General features: G+C 73.5%; 17 protein-coding genes and 1 pseudogene. 7 read left to right on the top strand and 11 right to left on the bottom strand.

Translation table 11 applies throughout. From position 1 onward, the window contains the following. Positions 1 to 324 precede the first annotated feature (324 nt). The 3 genes from PS467_RS13230 to PS467_RS13220 all read left to right on the top strand — a co-directional run bounded on the left by PS467_RS13230 (position 325) and on the right by PS467_RS13220 (position 3,588). Complete coding sequence (locus PS467_RS13230; RefSeq protein WP_311035440.1) at positions 325 to 1,662, top strand: glycosyltransferase family 4 protein; 1,338 nt, start codon at positions 325 to 327, stop codon at positions 1,660 to 1,662. Between the two features lie 85 nt (positions 1,663 to 1,747). Further along, positions 1,748 to 2,491 carry a class I SAM-dependent methyltransferase gene (locus PS467_RS13225; RefSeq protein ID WP_268971699.1) on the top strand — a complete coding sequence of 248 codons (744 nt, stop codon included), beginning with the start codon at positions 1,748 to 1,750 and terminating at the stop codon, positions 2,489 to 2,491. After that, positions 2,488 to 3,588: a prenyltransferase/squalene oxidase repeat-containing protein gene (locus PS467_RS13220; RefSeq protein ID WP_311035439.1), complete on the top strand. Its 1,101-nt coding sequence runs from the start codon at positions 2,488 to 2,490 to the stop codon at positions 3,586 to 3,588. Before PS467_RS13225 ends, PS467_RS13220 begins: the two co-directional genes overlap by 4 nt. A 171-nt stretch (positions 3,589 to 3,759) precedes the next feature. Here PS467_RS13220 and PS467_RS13215 read toward each other — a convergent pair whose 3' ends face one another. The 9 genes and pseudogenes from PS467_RS13215 to PS467_RS13175 all read right to left on the bottom strand — a co-directional run bounded on the left by PS467_RS13215 (position 3,760) and on the right by PS467_RS13175 (position 11,488). Beyond that, entirely contained in the window at positions 3,760 to 4,053 is a 294-nt protein-coding gene (locus PS467_RS13215) for a hypothetical protein (RefSeq protein ID WP_268971697.1), read from the bottom strand. A gap of 64 nt (positions 4,054 to 4,117) precedes the next feature. Beyond that, positions 4,118 to 5,128, bottom strand: coding sequence for an LLM class F420-dependent oxidoreductase (locus PS467_RS13210; protein WP_268971695.1), 1,011 nt, complete (start codon positions 5,126 to 5,128; stop codon positions 4,118 to 4,120). Between the two features lie 160 nt (positions 5,129 to 5,288). Next, entirely contained in the window at positions 5,289 to 6,119 is an 831-nt protein-coding gene (locus PS467_RS13205) for a DUF5336 domain-containing protein (RefSeq protein ID WP_311035438.1), read from the bottom strand. 162 nt (positions 6,120 to 6,281) lie between these two features. Beyond that, the gene (locus PS467_RS13200; RefSeq protein WP_311035437.1) at positions 6,282 to 7,160 is read right to left on the bottom strand and encodes an N-acetylmuramoyl-L-alanine amidase; all 879 of its coding nucleotides are present in this window, start codon (positions 7,158 to 7,160) and stop codon (positions 6,282 to 6,284) included. Between the two features lie 843 nt (positions 7,161 to 8,003). After that, complete coding sequence (locus tag PS467_RS13195) at positions 8,004 to 8,690, bottom strand: class I SAM-dependent methyltransferase (RefSeq protein ID WP_311035436.1); 687 nt, start codon at positions 8,688 to 8,690, stop codon at positions 8,004 to 8,006. Positions 8,691 to 8,784: 94 nt separating this feature from the next. Next, positions 8,785 to 9,195 (bottom strand): annotated as a pseudogene (locus tag PS467_RS13190) (hypothetical protein); the annotation flags it as partial. Continuing rightward, entirely contained in the window at positions 9,177 to 9,461 is a 285-nt protein-coding gene (locus tag PS467_RS13185) for a hypothetical protein (protein WP_311035435.1), read from the bottom strand. The pseudogene PS467_RS13190 and the gene PS467_RS13185, both read right to left, overlap by 19 nt. A gap of 39 nt (positions 9,462 to 9,500) precedes the next feature. Next, a complete protein-coding gene (locus tag PS467_RS13180) occupies positions 9,501 to 10,106 on the bottom strand; it encodes a response regulator (protein WP_311039839.1) in 606 nt (201 codons plus the stop codon). 173 nt (positions 10,107 to 10,279) lie between these two features. Beyond that, positions 10,280 to 11,488 carry a sensor histidine kinase gene (locus PS467_RS13175; RefSeq protein WP_311035434.1) on the bottom strand — a complete coding sequence of 403 codons (1,209 nt, stop codon included), beginning with the start codon at positions 11,486 to 11,488 and terminating at the stop codon, positions 10,280 to 10,282. 320 nt (positions 11,489 to 11,808) lie between these two features. Here PS467_RS13175 and chsH3 point away from each other — a divergent pair, with 320 nt between their 5' ends. From chsH3 to PS467_RS13160, 3 genes are all read left to right on the top strand, one after another. Then, the gene (gene chsH3, locus PS467_RS13170; protein WP_311035433.1) at positions 11,809 to 12,666 is read left to right on the top strand and encodes an enoyl-CoA hydratase ChsH3; all 858 of its coding nucleotides are present in this window, start codon (positions 11,809 to 11,811) and stop codon (positions 12,664 to 12,666) included. Positions 12,667 to 12,751: 85 nt separating this feature from the next. Next, positions 12,752 to 13,837 carry a Zn-dependent alcohol dehydrogenase gene (locus PS467_RS13165; RefSeq protein WP_268971681.1) on the top strand — a complete coding sequence of 362 codons (1,086 nt, stop codon included), beginning with the start codon at positions 12,752 to 12,754 and terminating at the stop codon, positions 13,835 to 13,837. Then, entirely contained in the window at positions 13,822 to 14,838 is a 1,017-nt protein-coding gene (locus PS467_RS13160; RefSeq protein ID WP_311035432.1) for a 3-oxoacyl-ACP reductase, read from the top strand. The genes PS467_RS13165 and PS467_RS13160 overlap by 16 nt, the downstream gene beginning before the upstream one ends. Positions 14,839 to 14,959: 121 nt before the next feature. Here PS467_RS13160 and PS467_RS13155 read toward each other — a convergent pair whose 3' ends face one another. Continuing rightward, positions 14,960 to 15,121 carry a hypothetical protein gene (locus PS467_RS13155; protein WP_268971679.1) on the bottom strand — a complete coding sequence of 54 codons (162 nt, stop codon included), beginning with the start codon at positions 15,119 to 15,121 and terminating at the stop codon, positions 14,960 to 14,962. A gap of 135 nt (positions 15,122 to 15,256) precedes the next feature. Then, positions 15,257 to 17,968, bottom strand: coding sequence for a hypothetical protein (locus PS467_RS42110; RefSeq protein WP_432280577.1), 2,712 nt, complete (start codon positions 17,966 to 17,968; stop codon positions 15,257 to 15,259). 342 nt (positions 17,969 to 18,310) lie between these two features. On the opposite strand from PS467_RS42110, the gene PS467_RS13145 reads away from it, so the two are divergent. After that, the gene (locus tag PS467_RS13145; protein WP_268971678.1) at positions 18,311 to 19,171 is read left to right on the top strand and encodes a Nif3-like dinuclear metal center hexameric protein; all 861 of its coding nucleotides are present in this window, start codon (positions 18,311 to 18,313) and stop codon (positions 19,169 to 19,171) included. The last annotated feature ends 92 nt before the right edge of the window (positions 19,172 to 19,263 follow it).

Genomic DNA, 19,263 nt, shown 5'->3' with positions numbered 1-19,263 from the left:
ACTGGAACTCGTTCTAGGCTAGCGCGGGACCTGCCCGAAGCACCCGTGTCCACGCAGTTGGGGCAGGTTGCTGCCGTGCGGTGTGCGCGGTGCGCGCGGTGTGCGCGGCCGGGTCGGCGGGTGGCCGGCCCGGTGGACTCGTCCGTCGTCAACTTCACCCCGGCGCCCCGGCTACCGAGTGGTAGGGATCACCTGCCCCGGTCCTGGAGAGACCGTCCGGGGCGGGTATCTTCGAGACTCCTCAGGCGATGCGCTAGTGAAACTTGTTCTAGCTGAACGGAAGCGGATACGCTCCCGCTGAACTGCACCAAGGAGGGGGCGCGAGTGACCGCAGAGGCCGCGCAGGAGACCGGGGCCGACCCGCTGCGAGCAGTGCCCCCCACCGCCCCCGACGAACGTCCGCTGCGCATCGCGCTGCTCAGCTACAAGGGGAATCCATTCTGCGGGGGCCAGGGCGTCTATGTGCGCCATCTCTCCCGGGAGCTCGCCCGGCTCGGCCACACCGTCGAGGTCATCGGCGCCCAGCCGTATCCGGTGCTCGACGCCGAACACGGCGTCACCCTCACCGAGCTGCCCAGCCTCGACCTCTACCGCCAGCCCGATCCGTTCCGCACCCCCCGGCGCGAGGAGTACCGGGACTGGATCGACGCCCTGGAGGTCTCCACCATGTGGACCGGCGGCTTCCCCGAGCCGCTCACCTTCAGCCTGCGCGCCCGCCGCCATCTCGCCGCGCGCCCCGGCCAGTTCGACGTCGTCCACGACAACCAGACCCTGGGATACGGACTGCTGGGCCTGGAGCGGATCGGCTTCCCGCTGGTGACCACCATCCACCACCCGATCACCGTCGACCGGCAGCTGGAGCTGGACGCCGCCGACGGCTTCAAGCGGCGCCTGTCGGTGCGCCGCTGGTACGGCTTCACCCGGATGCAGAAGCGGGTGGCCCGGCGGCTGCCCTCGGTGCTCACCGTCTCCGGCTCCTCCCGACGGGAGATCGTCGAGGACCTCGGGGTGCGGCCGGACCGGATCCATGTGGTGCACATCGGCGCGGACACCGCACTGTTCTCGCCCGACCCCGCCGTCCCGGTGGTCCCCGGACGCATCGTCACCACCTCCAGCGCGGATGTGCCGCTCAAGGGCCTGGTGTATCTGATCGAGGCGCTCGCGAAGGTCCGCGCCGGCACCCCCGAGGCCCATCTGGTGGTCGTCGGCAAGCGGCCACAGGAGGGGCCGGTGGCCGCCGCCATGGCCCGCCACGGGCTCGAGGGCGCCGTCGAGTTCGTCAAGGGCATCAGCGACGCCGAACTGGTGGACCTGGTGCGCGGCGCCCAGATCGCCTGTGTGCCCTCGCTGTACGAGGGGTTCTCGCTGCCCGCCGCCGAGGCCATGGCCACCGGCACCCCCCTGGTCGCCACCACCGGCGGTGCGATACCCGAGGTCGCCGGGGCGGACGGCGAGACCTGCCTGGCCGTGCCGCCCGGCGACGCCGACGCGCTCGCCACGGCCCTGACCCGGCTGCTCGGCGACGCCGACCTCAGACGCCGGCTGGGCGCGGCCGGCCGTGAGCGGGTGCTGCGGCGCTTCACCTGGGAACAGGCCGCCCGCGGCACCGTCGAGCGGTACCGCGAGGCCATCGGCGCGTCCGCACGGGCCGCCCGCCGCTGACCCGTGCCGCGGACCCGCGCCCCGGCCCCTGCCCCCTACTCCGCCTACCCCGCCCCACGATCCCGCCGGACGAAAGCAGACCCCCGTGCTGACCGTCGATTTCTCCCGCTTCCCCCTCGCCGCCGGCGATCGCGTCCTCGACCTCGGCTGTGGTGCCGGCCGGCACGCCTTCGAGTGCTACCGGCGCGGCGCCCAGGTCGTCGCGCTCGACCGCAACGGCGACGAGATACGCGAGGTCGCCAAGTGGTTCGCCGCCATGAAGGAGGCCGGCGAGGCCCCGGCGGGCGCCACGGCCACCGCCATGGAGGGCGACGCCCTCGCCCTGCCCTTCCCCGACGACAGCTTCGACGTGGTCATCATCTCCGAGGTGATGGAGCACATACCGGACGACAAGGGCGTACTCGCCGAGATGGTGCGGGTACTCAGGCCCGGCGGCCGGATCGCCGTCACCGTGCCGCGCTACGGCCCGGAGAAGGTCTGCTGGGCGCTGTCGGACGCGTACCACGAGGTCGAGGGCGGCCACATCCGCATCTACCGCGCCGATGAGCTGCTGGAGAAGATGCGCGAGGCCGGACTGCGGCCGTACGGCACCCACCACGCACACGCGCTGCACAGCCCCTACTGGTGGCTCAAGTGCGCTTTCGGCGTGGACAAGGACGGTGACGAGGCGCCGCTGCCGGTGCGCGCCTACCACAAGCTGCTGGTGTGGGACATCATGAAGAAGCCGCTGGCCACGCGGGTCGCCGAACGCGCGCTGAACCCGGTCATCGGCAAGAGCTTCGTGGCCTACGCCACCAAGCCCCACGCCCCGCGCGAGGGCCAGGCGTGACGGCGCTCGGACCGCGCCCCGGCCCCCGTACCGAACGGCTCGCACTGCCCGGGGTGCTCGACCCCGAGCAGGTGTTGCGCACGGTCGAGGGCATTGCCGCAGTCCAGCGCGCGGACGGCGCCATCCCGTGGTTCCGCGGCCACCACCTCGACCCCTGGGACCACACCGAGGCCGCGATGGCGCTGGACGCGGCGGGCGAGCACGAGCGCGCCGCGGCCGCCTACCGCTGGCTGGCCGAGCACCAGAACCCCGACGGCTCCTGGTACGCGGCCTACCCCGACACCCCCGACGGCGTGGCCGCCACCGACCCCACCGACCGCGGCCGGGAGTCCAACTTCTGCGCCTACGTCGCGGTCGGCGCCTGGCACCACTACCTGTCCACCGGCGACGACGCCTTCCTCGACACCATCTGGCCCACCGTCTTCGCGGCCGTCGAGTTCGTCCTCGCGCTCCAGCAGAGCGGCGGCCAGATCGGCTGGCGGCGCCGCGCCGACGGCTCCGTCGACACCGATGCCCTGCTGACCGGCTCCTCCTCCGTCTACCAGGCGCTGCGCTGCGCCCTGGCCATCGCCGAGCACCGCGAGGAGCCCCAGCCCGACTGGGAGCTGTCGGCGGGACTGCTCGGCCACGCCATACGCCACCACCCCGAACGGTTCCTCGACAAGCACCGCTACTCGATGGACTGGTACTACCCGGTCCTCGGCGGCGCCCTCACCGGCGCCGCCGCCAAGGAGCGCATCGAAGCCGGCTGGGACCGCTTCGTGGTCCCGGGGCTCGGGGTGCGCTGTGTCTCCCCCAACCCCTGGGTCACCGGCGGCGAGAGCTGCGAACTGGCGCTCGCGCTCTGGGCGATGGGGGAGTCCGACCGCGCGGTGGAGATCCTCAGGTGGATCCAGCCGCGGCTGCGGGCCGAGGACGGGATGTACTGGACGGGCTACGTCTTCGAGGACGACGCGGTCTGGCCGGAGGAGCGGACCACCTGGACGGCCGGGTCGCTGCTGCTCGCCGTGGCGGCGCTGGGCGGCGACGAGGCGACCACGGCCGTCTTCGGCGGCGAGGGCCTGCCGCGCGGGCTGGACTCGGACTGCTGCGCGTAGCGTCGCGGCCGTGTGCTTGGCGTCGCGGCCGTGTGCTTGGGTCAGGGCCGTGTGCTTGGCGTCGTGACCGGGCGCCCGGGTTGCGGTGGGTCCGCTGCGGCGAGAGGCCGCCGCTACGGCATGTCCGCTGTCCGCTGCCCCACTCCCACCCCTACGTCACCGCCATCGGGGCTAACCGCGGCGGAGCCGCCCGGCGATGGCGTGGCCGACGAAGAGGTACACCACGGCCGGCAGGCCGTAGTTGAGGACGGTGCGGAGCCAGTCCGTGTCCATCGTGAACAGGTCATGGGACCAGCCCGCGAGCCAGCTCGCCGCGTCGTGGACCACTGTCACGAGGTCGTTGGCGCGGTTGGCGTCGAGAAGGGCGAACAGGATCCAGAGGCCGAGGATGACGGCCATGACGTCCGCGACGACCGCCACGACGGTCGCCGCCTGATTGCTTCCGTGGCGATAACTTCGTGACATGCCTCACGTGTTGCCGCCCGAAGCGGGGCCAAACCCGGCGCGGCCGCACACCCGTACGAGGCGTTCAGCCCGTCAGCTCCGCCAGCACCCGCAGGGTTTCCGGGTCCGGGGCGAGTACCAGCAGATCCGTGATCGGGCCCCGCCGCCACAGCTCCAGCCGCTCCGCGATCCGCTCACGCGGCCCGACCAGCGAGATCTCATCGGCGAAGGCGTCCGGCACCGCGTCGATCGCCTCGGCGCGCCGGCCCGCCAGGAACAGCTCCTGCACCCGGCGCGCCTCGGCCTCGTAGCCGAAGCGGCCCATCAGATCGGCGTGGAAGTTACGGGCCGCGTGGCCCATACCGCCGATGTAGAAGCCGAGCATCGCCTTCACCGGCTTCAGCCCCTCGGCGACATCGGCGCACACCCGGGCCTGCGCCATCGGCGCCACCATGAAGCCGTCCCGGGCGTCGGCCAGCGCGGCCCGGTACAGCTCCGTACGCGACGGCGACCAGTACAGCGGCAGCCAGCCGTCGGCGATGCGCACGGTCTGCGCGATGTTCTTGGGCCCCTCCGCCCCCAGCAGCACCGGGAGGTCGGCGCGCAGCGGATGGACGATGGACTTGAGGGGTTTGCCGAGCCCGGTGGCGTCCGGGCCGGTGTACGGATGCGCGTGGTAGCGCCCGTCGAGCCGCACCGGCGCCGCCCGGCCCAGCACCTGCCGGATCACCTCGACATACTCACGGGTCGCGGTCAGCGGGCTCTTCGGGAACGGACGCCCGTACCAGCCCTCGACGACCTGCGGACCGGACAGCCCCAGGCCCAGCATCATCCGGCCGCCGGAGAGATGGTCCAGGGTGAGCGCCTGCATCGCGGTGGCGGTGGGGGTACGGGCGGCCATCTGCGCGACCGCGGTGCCGAGCCGGATGCGGCTGGTGTGGGCGGCGAGCCAGGTGAGCGGCGTAAAGGCGTCCGAGCCCCAGGACTCGGCGGTCCACACCGAGTGGTAGCCCAGCCGCTCCGCCTCCCGGGCGAGTTCCAGGTGCTGGGGGTCGGGGCCACGGCCCCAGTAGCCGAGCGCCAGACCGAGCCGCATACGAGCCCCTTCCCCGTCCGCCGGGCCGACGGTGCGGCTGACGCGCCGTCGGTCCGGCGGACTGTACGGGCCCGGGGCGCACATGGCAACGGCCCCTCGCCCGATGGTTCGGGCGAGGGGCCGTGGAGCCGCGTCACGTCAGGGGACGCGTGCGGTGGGGTCAGCCGCGCTGGATCCCCGTGGTGTCCTGAAGCACACCGCGGCGGCCGTCCTGCGTCTGGGCGACCAGCGCCTGACCGCGCTGCTCCACCGCGAGGTACCAGGTGCCGGGGGCCAGTTCGGCGATGGTGCTCGACGAACCGTCCTCGGCGTACAGCGGACGGGCCACCGGAACCGCGAACCAGAACGGGGAGAAGTCGCCGCCGCCCGAGGACGCCGGAGCCGGGGCCGGGGCCGGCTGGCCGCCGAAGGGCTGGCCGGCCTGCGGCTGGGCGGGCTGGGTGCCGTACGGCGCGGGGGCGCCGGGCTGGGCACCGCCCGGACCCGGGTAGCCGTAACCCGGCTGGGCCTGGGCGCCGTACGGGCCCGGGGCCGGGCCGCCGGCGTTGGCGTTCATCAGCGGGGCCTTCAGGGCCGGGACGCGCTGGCTGAGCAGCGCGACGGCGGCCATCGCCAGGGTGGCGATCAGGCCGAGGATCTGCCCGACGCCCTTGTCGACCCCCTCAGGGCCACCGAGGATCGTCCACAGCGAGCTCCAGGCCGCGAAGACCGCGAACGCCGAGCCCCACTGCTCGAGCGAGAGCCCGAACAGGTTGCGGGCCGGGGGCTGGAAACGCGCGAAGACGATCAGCCCGGCGGCGATCACACCGGCGAGGAAGATCGACGGCAGTACGGGGAAGAAGTCGGACTCCCACCCGTTCTCACCGGCGTCCTTGCAGAAGCTGCTGCTGCCGCAGTCGATGGTGTAGAAGTCGAGGAAGGAGGCGATGAACAGCAGCACCGCTGCTCCGATCACCACGCCGTCGCCTCGAGTGAGCGAGCGGATGTTCAACGTGAGGTCCTTTGTCGGTTTTGTCTGTACGTAGCGCTGCCGCCAGGCGCGTGGCGCGAAGGCGTCGGGGGTGGGCCCCATCGTACGGGGGAATCTCCCGGCGGAGACCGAGGGTGTCCCATCGGTTTCACGGTCGTGACCTCCCGTTCGGTTGCGACGGCGCTACTCGTTCAAGAAGTCCGTAATGCCCTGTGCGATACCGCGGCCCGCGCGCTCGCGCCATGCCGGATCGGTCAGTTGGGCGGCGTCCTGGGCGTCGCGCATATTGCCGCACTCGATGAACACCTTGGGCACGGTGGACAGGTTGAGCCCGCCCAGATCGCCCCGGACGTCCAGTCCGCTGCCGTCGCCGATGTACTGCGCGGGCTCGCTGCCGGTGGCCTGGACGAACCGGTCGAGCAGCCGCTCGCCGAGGTGACGGGAGGGGGTGGTGATGGCTGATGTGTCCGCGTCGCCGCCCCGCACGGACTCGGGCAGGATCACATGGACACCGCGCTGCCCGGCGGCCGCACCGTCCGCGTGGACGGAGACCACGGCATCGGCGTGCGCCTCGTTCCCGATCTCCGCGCGCTCGTCCACACACGGCCCGTACGGCCGGTCGCCGTCCTGGGTGAACCGCACGGTGGCGCCCCGCGCTTCGAGCACGGAGCGGACGCGGCGTGCCACGTCCAGGGTGAAGGACGCCTCGGGGTAGCCGGAGTTGGTAGCCGTGCCGGTGGTGTCGCATTCCTTCTTGTTGGTGCCGATGTCCACGAGCCGGGCGATCTGCGAGGGGTGGTCGCGGTTGTGTGGATTGTGGCCGGGGTCGATGACCACGACCTTGCCCTGGAGGGGCTTACCGGACGACGGGGAGGCCGTGGCCGAGGGCGTGGAGGGGGCCGTGGACCCGCTGCCCCCGTCCGCGTCGTCGTCCTTCGAACCGCCGGGGGAACTCGACAGCAGCCAGAAGGCGACGCAACAGGCTGGTATCAGCGCCGCCAGGACGATCGCGAGAGTGCCGCCGCGGCGACCGGACTCAGGAGGAAAGCTGCCGTTGGACACGCGGGCGATGCTAACCGGGCCCCCGCCACCCCCCAGAAGCCGGCACCGGCGACGCCGCCCACCGCGCCGTGGCCCCAAACGCCCGCCACCACCCGCCGCCGCCCTGGCCCCGGCGGTGGCCGGGTCCGGCCGGGGGCCCGTTGCCTCGGTTTCGGTGGCGGCTGGGTTCGGTTGGGGGCTCGCTGCCTCGGTTTCCGGTGGTGGCCGGAGTCCGGTTGGGGACTCTCCGCCCCGACCTCGGTGGTGGCCGGGTCCGGCCGAAGGGCCGCTGCCCCGGCCCCGGCGGAGGCGACGTCCGTCAGTCGCCGATGGGTCGGCTGGGCGCCTCCAGCCGTGCGCTCGGGCGGGGGCGTACTCGCACTGGGGTGCCGTACATCGCCCTGGCCTCTGGTGGCTGCCGGGTTTTCCGGTCGGACCCGGCCGTGGGGGCGTTCGTCGTGGTGTGCCACCGGGGGGCTTCCGGTGCGGGGCCGGTGGGGGGCGTTGTCCGGCAGCGGCTGATGGGGGTGCCGGGCCCCCGGCCGTGTGCCCCCGGCCGCGCGCTCGGGCCGAGGGCGTACTCCGGGCGGGGCGCATTCGGTTCGGAGTGCGCGCGGAAGGGGACGGGCCGGGTGGCAGCTCAGGCAGGCGGGGTGGGGCCGGGGGCGTGGCTCAGGCTGGCGGGGTGGGGCCGGGGGCGCGGGCCAGGCTGGCGGGGCGGGGCCGGGGGCGCGGGTCAGGCGGACGGGGCAGGCCGGAAGCGCGGCTGAGGCTGGCGGGGTGGGGCCGCGGGGCGTGGCTCAGGCTGGCGGGGTGGGGCCGGGGGCGCGGGTCAGGCTGGCGGGGTGGGGCCGGGGGCGTGGCTCAGGCTGGCGGGGCAGGCCGGGGCGTGGTCTCGGTGTTGCGCAGGACGCGCAGTGAGCGGGTCGCGGAGACCTCGGTGAACGTGCCGGAGGCGAGCGCGCGGCGGTAGATCCGGTATGGCGCCTGACCGCCGTCGGCCGGATCGGGGAAGACATCGTGGATCACCAGCAGCCCGCCCGGTGCGAGATGTGGCGCCCAGCCTTCGTAATCGGCGCTCGCATGCTCGTCGGTGTGCCCGCCGTCGATGAACACCAGCCCGACCGGTCGCCCCCACACCGCCGCGACCTGCGGGGACCGCCCGACCACGGCGATCACATGGTCCTCCAGGCCCGCCCGGTGGAGGGTGCGGCGGAAGGTGGGCAGCGTGTCCATCCGCCCGATCTCGGGGTCGACCACCTCCGGGTCGTGGTACTCCCAGCCCGGCTGCTGCTCCTCGGAACCCCGGTGGTGGTCCACGGTCACGGCGACCGTCCCCGCCGCGCGGGCGGCGTCGGCCAGCAGGATGGTGGAGCGCCCGCAGTACGTGCCGACCTCCACCAGCGGCAGCCCCAGCGCCGCGGCCTCCGCGGCGGCGGCGTACAGGGCGAGCCCCTCGTCCAGCGGCATGAAGCCCTTCGCCTCCTCGAAGGCGGCGAGCACGGTGTGGTCGGGAGCCGGGTGCGTGGTGGCGGCAGCAGACTGAGTCACCGGCCCATCCTGCCCTACGGCCTCACCGGACCGGCACCGCGGGCCGCCCCTCGGCCGCGCAGGGCTTCGCCGCCCCATGCGCCGCTGCCGTCTGCACCGCCACGAGACGGACCTTCTCGCCGCACAGCTTCGTCATGTCATCGACGTCCGAGGTGAGCATGACGACAGGGCGACGCTGCCGCAGCGCCATCTCGGCGACCGCGACGTCGATGGCGTACTTGTGGCCGTGCAGCCCGGCGGCGATGAGCATCGCGGAGGCGCGTTTCGCATCCTCGTCGCCGACGGGCACGATCCGCGTCCCGGACAGTACCCAGGCCAGCCGTGGGCGGTCGGTCCGCCGGTGCGCGGCCTCGATGATGGTCAGTGCGCTGATCACCACCTCCATGCCGCGCTTGCGCGCCTCCGCGACCAGGGCCACCACAGGCTCGTGGTCGTTCACCAGCTTCGAGAGGCCCTCGCAGTCGAGGACGAGGGTGCCCTCGTGGCTCAGCTTGCGGCGGGCCACTGCCCCTCCTCGGCGAATACCTCGTCGAAGACCCGCCGTGCCCGTTCCTGCTCGTGGTCGGAAACCGGCCCCTTACGACACTCGTAGTCGGCCAGGTACTCGTCGAGGATCTGGCCGCGCAACTCCCGCTCCACAGCCGCGGTGATGAACGCGGAGAACTCTCGCTTGCCGACCCGTCGGCGAATCGCCTCGGCCGTCCCCTCCGGGAGGGAGAGGCTCACTCTGGTGGCCGGGCCCTCCCCGACGCTGTACGGCATCTCACTCATGGGGCGAGATTATCAAACGAGTAGGAATCGCGGCGGGGGTCAGAGCCAGCCGTTCTGGCGGGCGGCGCGAACGGCCTCCATGCGGTTGCGGGTCTGGGTCTTGCCGATGGCCGAGGAGAGATAGTTGCGCACAGTGGCGGGGGACAGGTGCACCCTGGTCGCGATGTCCGCGACCGTCGCCCCGTCCACCGCCGCCGAAAGCACATCGCGCTCGCGCTGGGTCAGCGGGTTGGGGCCCGCGCTGAGGGCCGCGGCGGCCAGGCCCGGATCGATGACGCGCTCACCGGCCAGGACCCGGCGGATCGCGACGGCCAGCTCCTCGACCGGGCCGTCCTTGACCAGGAACCCGGCCGCACCCGCCTCCATCGCCCGGCGCAGATAGCCGGGGCGGCCGAAAGTGGTCAGGATCAGAACCTGGCACCCCGGCAGCGCCTCGCGCAGCGCGGCGGCGGCGTCCAGACCGCTGCGGCCGGGAAGTTCAATGTCGAGCAGCGCTACATCGGGTCGGGTCTCCAGGGCCTGGGGCACGATCTCGTCGCCGTTCCCGAGCTGCGCGACGATCTCGAAGTCCTCCTCGAGCCCGAGCAGCAGGGCGAGCGCGCCCCGCATCATCCCCTGGTCCTCGGCGAGCATAATCCTGATCACGCCGCCAGCGCCGGCGGTACTGCCCGTGCCGTCCGTGCCGCCTGCGCTGTCCGTGCCGCCGGCGTGGCCTGTTGCGCCGGTGTGGCCCGTAGCGCCGGTGTGGCCTGTTGCGCCCGCGTCGCCCAAGCCCTTCGCCCCCGCGTCGCCCACGCCCGTCGTACCCTTCGCGTCGTTCACGCCCTCCGGGCCTCCTTGGCCTCGGTCTCCATCGGCTCCTCCGTGTCCACCGGCAGTTCGGCCACGAGCCGGAAGCCCCGGCGCCCGCCGGGGCCGGACTCCAGTGAGCCGCCCGCCGCGGACAGCCGCTCGGCCAGGCCCTTGAGCCCCGTACCGCCGATCGCGCCGTCCACGGCCGTGCCTGCCATGCCTGCCGTGTCCGCCGCACTGGCAGCACGGGAGCCTACGCCGCCCCCGTCGTCCGTGATCTCCAGCCGCACCCGGTCCGTCTCGCCGCGCACCTCGATCTCGCACCGGACCGCCCCGCTGTGCCGCACCACATTGGTGACGCCCTCGCGGACCACCCATCCCAGCAGTGCCTCGGTCTGCGGGGCCAGCGGCGGCCCGGAGCGGCGGATGACGGCCTCGATGCCGGAGGCGTCCAGTGCCGAGCGGGCCCGGTCGAGCTCGGTGGCCAGGCTGCCCTCGCGGTAGCCGGTGACGGCCTCGCGGATCTCGGTGAGCGCCTGCCGGCCGACCGCCTCGATGTCCGCGGCCTGCCCCAGCGCGGCCTCCAGGTTCTTCGGTGCGAGCCGGCGTACCGCCTCCGCCTTGACCACGACGACCGACATGGTGTGGCCCAGCAGGTCGTGCAGATCGCGGGAGAACCGCAGCCGCTCCTTCTCCACCGCCGTACGGGCCAGCTCCTGGCGGGTCGCGCGGAGTTGGGCGACGGTCTCGAAGAGCGACAGGATGGCCGCCGTCACCAGACCGGACAGGACGGTTCCGTAGGAGACCGTCAGCGAGTCCGAGGCGCCGCCCCGGATCCCGGCGATGACCCCGGCGGAGCCGGAGAAGACGAGGATGAGTGGCCCCAGTCGCCGCCCCGGCCCCCGGAGCGCGATCCCGGAGGCCAGCGAGAGCAGCGGGAAGCACAGCAGCCAGTCCCCGGCGTAACCGATGCCCAGCGCGTAGGTGACCGCGGTCAGCCCGGCGAGCGCCAGCAGCGGGATCCTGGTGTGGCGACGGCGCTCGTCGAGGCCGGTGTAGACGGTCGCGACGTAGAGCGCCACGAAGGCCACGGCTCCGGCGCCGCCGAGCCAGGGCAGCGGGGTCTTCCCCTTGAAGAGGCTCTGCACGTCCCCCGAGAGCATGAAGAGCCAGGGCAGGAAGGCGCGGCGACCCGGCGGCTTGAGGCGCTCGATACGGGCGGCGGTCTCATACATGCGCCTGACCTTACGGAGGCCCGTATGAGCTGGGCAGATGCGAATGTGGGGGGATGGCCGTGACATGTGTCCCAGGGGCCGGCCATATCGTCTGATGGGTCGTCAGCGCCCTTCCCCCTTCGGGGCGATTGGGCTATACAGGGGCCATCGGCTAGAACGCGTTCTACATGCGCATGTCGGGATGCCCACGTCGGTATACCCGCGTCGGTGACGCGACCCGGCCGACCAGCGACGACCCCGGCGCGGCCGACGGTGCGGACGGGCGGGCCGGGGTCTTCGGACCGTGGCCGAGCGAGCGGACCAAGGAGTGCTGTCCCCCTATGCCCATCGATGCAGCCAAGGCCGTCTCGGCCGAACCCCGGAGCACCGGTCTCTCCTGGGGACACAAGGACATCCAGCTCTATCACCTGGGCATCGGCGCCGGTGTCCCCGCCACCGACCCCGAGGAGCTCCGCTACACCCTGGAGAGCAGGCTCCACGTCCTCCCCAGCTTCGCCACCGTCGCGGGCGGCGGTATGGCGCTCGCGGGGGGCCTGAGCGCACCCGGGGTCGATGTGGACCTCGCCGCCGTACTGCACGGCGGTCAGACCGTGGAACTGCACCGGCCGATCCCGGTGAGCGGGGACGCCACCCAGACCTCGAAGGTCGCCGCGGTCTACGACAAGGGCAAGGCGGCGGTCATCGTGCTGCGTACCGACGTCGCCGACGCGGACGGCCCGCTGTGGACCAGCGACACCCGGATCTTCGTCCGCGGCGAGGGCGGCTTCGGCGGTGAGCGCGGCCCCTCCGGCCGGGTGGGGCCGCCGCCGGACCGGGCACCGGACCGCACCGTGGAGCGGACCATCCGCGAGGACCAGGCGCTGCTCTACCGGCTCTCCGGAGACTGGAACCCGCTCCACGCCGATCCCGAGTTCGCCAAGGCCGCGGGGTTCGACAAGCCCATCCTGCACGGACTGTGCTCGTACGGGATCGTGCTCAAGGCGGTCGTGGACACGGCGCTGGACGGGGACGTCACCAGGGTGCGCTCGTACACCACCCGCTTCGCCGGGGTGGCGTATCCCGGCGAGACCCTGCGCGTCCGGATGTGGCAGGACCCGGAGCGGGTCCATGTGACGGCGACCGCCGTCGAGCGGGACGACGCGCCGGTCCTCACCGACACCATCGTCGAGCACACCTGATCCCATCTGATCCGGCCCGATCCGTCCTGGGCCGGCTTGATTCCCAACGACCCGATCCCGAGGACCCGATCCCCAAGGAGGCGTCGTGCGCGCTGCCGTACTGCATGAGACGGGACAGGACAAGCTGGAGGTCCTCGACGACGTCGAGGCGCTGGGCTTCGGCCCCGGCAAGGTCCGGCTGCGGGTGAGGGCCACCGGACTGTGCCATTCCGACCTCTCCGCGATGGCCGGGGTGCTGCCGCAGCCCGCCCCCTTCGTCCCCGGCCACGAGGGCGCGGGCGAGATCGTCGAGGTGGGCGACGGGGTGACCGGGCTGAGCGCCGGCGACCGGGTGCTGGTGTGCTGGCTGCCCGCGTGCGGCGGCTGTCCGTCCTGTCGGCGTGGCCAGACCGAGCTGTGCCTGTCCGGGTTCATGAGCGCCGGAACGCCCAACTTCCGGCGCCCCGGCGGCAGTCCGGAGGAGCTGTTCGGCATGTCCGGGACCGGCACCTTCGCCGAGGAGATCGTCCTCCCCGCGCCCTGTGCCGTACCGATCCCCGACGACGTCCCGTACGACATCGCGGCCCTCATCGGCTGCGGGGTGACCACCGGGCTCGGGGCCGTCTTCAACACCGCCCGGGTGGCGGCCGGTTCGTCGGTCGCGGTCATCGGCTGCGGCGGGGTGGGCATCAGCGTCATCCAGGGGGCCAGGGCGTCGGGCGCCGCGCAGATCGTCGCCGTCGACCCCGTGGAGTCGCGGCGCGAGGCCGCGCTGCGGTTCGGGGCCACCGAGGCGGTGGCCCCGGACGGTCTCGACGCCGCCCGGAACACCGTCACGGCGGGCGAGGGCTTCGACTACGTCTTCGAGGTCGTGGGCCGCTCCGACACCGCCCGCCGGGCCTACGAGACCACCCGGCGCGGCGGCACGATGTGCGTGGTCGGGGCCGGGGCGACGGACGACTTCGTGCAGTTCAACATGTTCGAGCTGTTCTTCGACGAGAAGCGGATCCTGCCCTCGCTGTACGGCGGCGGCGATGTGCTCCGCGCCTACCGGCGGACCATCGACCTGTGGCGCGCGGGCCGGATCGACCTCGAAGGACTGATCACCCACCGGGTGCGGCTCGGCGAGATCAACGACGCGATCGGCCAGATGCGGACCGGGGAGGCGCTGCGCACATGCATCGAGATCTGACGGGCCCGCCAGTGGGGAAGACCGGTCCGCTGGCGGGGCAGACGGACCCGCCGGCCGGGAAGACGGGCCCCTTGGCCGGGAAGACCGCCATCGTCACCGGCGCCGGACGCGGGCTCGGCCGCGCCGAGGCCCTGCAACTGGCACGCCTGGGCGCCAGTGTTGTCGTCAACGACTACGGACAGGGCGGACGCGACGGCACGGGCGAGGCATCGGCCGGACCCGCCGAGGAGGTCGCCGAGGAGATCCGCGCGGCCGGCGGCCGGGCCACCGCCCACGTGGGCGATGTGGCCGACTTCACGCAGGCGGGCGAGCTGGTCCAGCTCGCGATCGACACCTACGGCACGCTGGACATCCTGGTCAACAACGCGGGCATCCGGCGGGACCGGATGGTTTTCTCGATGACCGAGGACGAGTGGGACTCGGTGATCCGCGTCCACCTCAAGGGCCACTTCAACACCATCCGCTTCGCCGCCGCACACTGGCGCGAGCGGTCGAAGGCGGCGCGGGGCGGCCCGGTCCACGGCCGGATCATCAACACCTCCTCCGAGGCGTTCCTCGCCGGTTCGCCGGGCCAGCCGAACTACGCGGCGGCCAAGGGCGGCATCGTCGGGCTGACCACCTCCACGGCGGCGGCGCTCGCCAAATACGGGGTGACGGCCAACACCATCTGCCCGCGTGCCCGCACGAGGATGACCGAGGAGGTCTTCGCGGACCTTGAGCTCCCGGAGGACGGCCGCCTCGACGTCCTCGCCCCCGAACACGTGGCCCCGCTCGTCGGCTATCTCGCCTCACCGGGCGCGGCGAAGGTGAACGGCCAGGTGTTCGTGGTGCACGGCGGCATGGTGGCGATCCTGGAGCGGCCGAAGGTGGCGGCGAAGCTGGACGCGAAGGGGGACGCCTTCGGCTTCGAGGAACTGGACGCGGTGCTGACGCCGTACTTCGCGGAGCGGAGCGGGGAGGGCTTCGCGGCGGTGGAGGTGCTGGGTCTCAAACGGGGGTGACTGGGGTGACCACGATCGGCGGGCGGGCCGGAACCCCACGGGGAATCCGGCCCGCCCGCCGATCGAGGAGGGCCCTCGGACCCCTAGAGGACAATGTCGACGATCTCGACGCTCTTCAGGATCAGGAGCGGGTTTCGCTCGGGCGGCGGTGGCGGCCGTGGGCCGGTGCCTGGGTCTCCTCCGACGCGGCCTGCCCCCGGTGCTTGCCCTGACCGCCATCGGCCTGGGCCGCGGCGGCGTCCTGCGGGCGCGCCTGGGTCGTGTCGATGTGGGTTTCGGACATGGTGGGTACGTCACCCCGTCAGATCTCTTTGTACGGTGCAAAAGGGCTGGTCACGATGGAACACGAGCTTCCACGCGCATCACCTGGGGCGTCCCGCGCACGACAGAGCACAGGGACGCGCAGCCCCGGCCGAGTCTAACCAGGGCGGTGATCCCGGACCCAGCGGGGTGGGCGGGCCAGCGGGGGCCGCGCGAGCGGGGCCTGCTGGAGCGGTACGGGCCGCAGGGCGGGGCCCGCGTCGGGGTCGGGAGGGCCTGGATCAGGGCCTGGACCGAGGTCCGGCTCAGGGTACGGATCGGGTCCCATCTCCTGCTCGACCCCGGCCCATGACCCGGTCCCGCCCCAGGGCTCGACGCCCGATCCGGCCTCGGCCTCCGGCACCCGCGCCCGGCCCGGCGTCGGCTCCGGCACCCGCGGCGGCGCAAGCCCAGGCGACCGCACGGAGCCGGGCCCGCCGAGATCGCTGGGGCCGCTGGGTCTCCCGAGATCGCGGGACCCGTCGAGGCTGCTGGGGCCGTTGGACCTGCCGGGCTCGCTGAGACCGCCGGGTGCGTCGGGCCTGCCGGGTCCGCCGAGACTGCTGAGACTGGCGGGCCTGCTGAGACCGCCGGGTTCGCTGGGACCGCCGGGTCCACTGGGACCGCCGGGTCCGCTGGGTCTGTCGAGGCTGTTAGGGCCGTCGGGTTCGCTGGGACCGCCGGGCCTGCTGAGACTGCCGGGCCTGCTGAGATCGCCGGGTTTGCTAGGGCCGCCGGGGCCGCCGAGACGACTGGCGCCATCGGGTCTGCCGGGTCCGCTGGGTCTGTAGAGGCTGCCAGGGCCGCCGGGCCCGCTGAGACTGCTGGGGCCGTTGGGCCTGCCGAGATCGCGGGGTCCGCTGTGTCCGCTGGGTCTATCGAGGCTGCTGGGTTCGTCGGGTCCGCCGAGACTGCTGAGACTGTCGGGTCCGCTGTGTCCATTGGGTCTATCGAGGCCGCCGGGGCCGCCGGGGCCGCCGGGATCACTGGCGCTGTGGGGTCTGCCGGGCCCGCCGAGACCGCCGGGCCCGCCGAGACCGCCGGGCCCGCCGAGACCGCCGGGCCCGCCGAGACCGCCGGGCCCGCCGAGACCGCCGGGCCCGCCGAGACCGCCGGGCCCGGGGAGACTGCTGGGACCGTCGGGCCCGTTGAGACTGCCGAGGCTGCCGGGCCTGCGGGGCCCGTCGAGGCTGTCGGGTCCGCTGGGTCCGTCGAGGCTATTAGGGTCGCCGGGTCCACTGAGGCCGCCGGATCTGCTGAGGCTGCCGGGTTTGCCGGGCCCGCCGAGGCTGCTGGGTCCGTCGGGTCCGCTGAGACTGTCGGATCTGCCGGGCCCGCCGAGACTGCCGGGTCCGTCGAGATCGCTGGGGCCGCCGGGGCCGCCGGGGCCGCCGGGCCCGACCCGAGTCCACGGTGTGATTCTGGTCGCGATCCCGGCCGCGGGGGTCGCCGTCCGCGGCGTCTGGACCGCCCGCGCCCCGGCCTCGGCCGGGGCCGGAGCCGGAGTCGGGGGCAGGGGCGCGCCGGACGGTTCGGCCGTCCGTGTCACCCGCCGCGCGATCCGCCGCGCCCCCGTCGCGTCGTCCAGTGCCCACGGTCTCTCCGGCCTCGACGGCGTCTCCGCTGCCGAGGACGTGACGGACGTCCACGACGTTGCGGAAGCGCGCGCGACGCCCGTCGTGTCCGTGACGTCCGCCATCCGCGCCGCACCCCGGCCGCCCGGCGCCGATGCCCAGGAGCCCCTCGACAGCCTCGACGCCCCCGGTGCTCCCAGCACCCCAGGCACCTCAGACACTCCAGGCATCCCAGGCAGACGCACCCGCGCCAGCCCGCAGGGCACCTGGGGAGTCACGTACGGCAGCCGCAGCTCGCCGTCCCGGGTCCACAGGCCCGCGCCCGCGAGCCAGCCCTCCGGTGCGGGGAACTCGCGCAACCGCCGCTCCGCCGGTCGCCATACGCCCACCCACGGCCGCCCGGAACCGTTCGGTCCGTCGATGCGGAAGGCCACGGCGCACGCCTCCGGCGTCAGCACCTGCCCCGGCTGCACCGCGAACGGCGTGGCCTCCGACGGTCCCGCGGGCCGCAGACAGTCCGGGAACCTCACCGGCAGCGTGCTGCCCAGCACGCCCCACCCCAGCCGCTCGTCCCCGGGCGCGTCGGACCGTACGAGCAGCAGACCGCTGTCGGGGTCGGCGAGCAGCAGCCGGTCGTCGCTGCGCTCGGTGATCTGCAGCAGCGGGCTGGTCTCACCGCCGCGCCGCAGATCGACCACCACCGTTTTCGTCCGGCCGTCGAGTTCGCGGTCGAGCGCCAGCAGCCGGCCGGTGCGGTCCAGCCAGCTGCCGCCGGTGCAGCGGCCCGGTACCTCGGCCAGGTGCAGGGGGGCGAGGACGCCGCCGCCGAACACCAGCCAGACGGAGGTGGACCGCTGTCCGCGCCCGAGCGCGAAGGCGCACAGACCGCCGGGCGCGGGCGGCAGCAGCGAGACCTCGGCGCGGTCGATGACACCGAGCGGGCGTTCGCCGGTGCCGGGGCCGGCCGGGTAGAGCAGCGAGAAGGCGTGGTGGCCGGCCACCCGGCGGTGGATGAGCACCTGCCCGTCGGCCAGCGGCAGCAGCTCGCTGTCCGGCTCCTCGGGCTGGGCGGCGGGCAACGGCACGGCGTAGGGCTCCGGGCCGTCCAGCGTCCAGCGCTCCGGGTACCAGCAGCCCGCTTCCGCGCTGAGCGCGAGCCGCGCGCCGTACGAGCGGTCCGAGGCGATGGTGAAACCCCCTCGCGGCCGGTCGCCGACGCCCCCGGTGAGGGCGGTGTCGAAGGCACAGGCAGTCATCGGTCGGTCACCTCCGGCCACTGAAAGTAGTTTTCGTACTGCCTGCCGAAGGCCGTAATGGGTGCGCTCCACCCGTAAGTGTGGCGGTTGCCCGATTCGCCTGAGAGGTCGGTGCTGAGTGTGCTGTGGGGGATGAGTTCGGCGGGAGCGAGCCGAGGCGGGGCACGGTGCCGGACGTCGGGAGGGGCGCCCCGCGTCCCAGCGGACGTTCGCCCCGAGCCCTGGCGGGGGATCGCGTCCTGGCGGGGGCGCGTCCTCGCGGGGAGGCACGCCCCGGCGGGGGTCGCGCTGGGTGAAGGCCGGGGCAGGGCTCAGCCGTGATCCGGGAGGTAGCCTTGCTCCGTGCCCTCACTCAACGACGTCCTCGCCGCACTCGACGCCCTCTGGCCGCCCGAGCGGGCGGAGCAGTGGGACGCCGTCGGCACGGTGTGCGGTGACCCCGACGCCGAGGTCACCCGCGTGCTGTTCGCCGTCGACCCCGTTCAGCAAGTGGCCGACGAGGCGGTGGACCTCGGCGTCGATCTGCTGATCACCCACCATCCGCTCTATCTGCGGGGGACGACCACGGTCGCCGCCTCCACCTTCAAGGGCCGGGTGGTGCACACGCTGATCAAGAACGACATCGCCCTGCATGTCGCGCACACCAACGCCGACACCGCCGACCCCGGTGTCTCCGACGCCCTCGCCGGTGCGCTCGATCTGCGGATCGTCGGTCCGCTGGTGCCGGACGCCACCGACCCGGCGGGCCGCCGGGGTCTGGGCCGGATCTGCGAGCTGGACCACCCCGAGACGCTGCGGGAGTTCACCGAGCGCGCCGCCGCCCGGCTGCCCGCCACCGCGCAGGGCATCCGCGCCGCCGGTGATCCGGACCGTACGATCCGCCGGGTCGCCGTCAGCGGCGGTTCCGGGGACAGCCTCTTCGACGTGGTGCGCGCGGCCGGGGTCGACGCGTTCCTCACCGCCGATCTGCGCCACCACCCGTCCTCGGAGGCGCGCGAGCACAGCGATCTCGCCCTGGTGGACGCCGCGCACTGGGCCACCGAATGGCCCTGGACCGAGCAGGCCGCGGCCCAGCTGGACGAGATCTCCGACCGGCACGGCTGGGACCTGCGGACGCATGTCTCGCGTACGGTCACCGACCCCTGGACGGCCCACGCCGCGGCCCCGGCCGTCGGCGCGACCGCTCCGTCCCTCTCCGCTTGATGACTGCTTGACGCCTGTTGATTCCTGCTTGACGCTCGCCCCGCTCGACCTCTCTATCGTCGTTCCGTCCCATCGACTCCCCTGGAGCCCCA

It is taken from the genome of Streptomyces luomodiensis (genome assembly GCF_031679605.1).
GTDB lineage: Bacteria > Actinomycetota > Actinomycetes > Streptomycetales > Streptomycetaceae > Streptomyces > Streptomyces luomodiensis.
The sequence above is the reverse complement of the archived record's forward strand: the minus strand, read 5'-3'. Positions and strand labels throughout refer to the sequence as shown.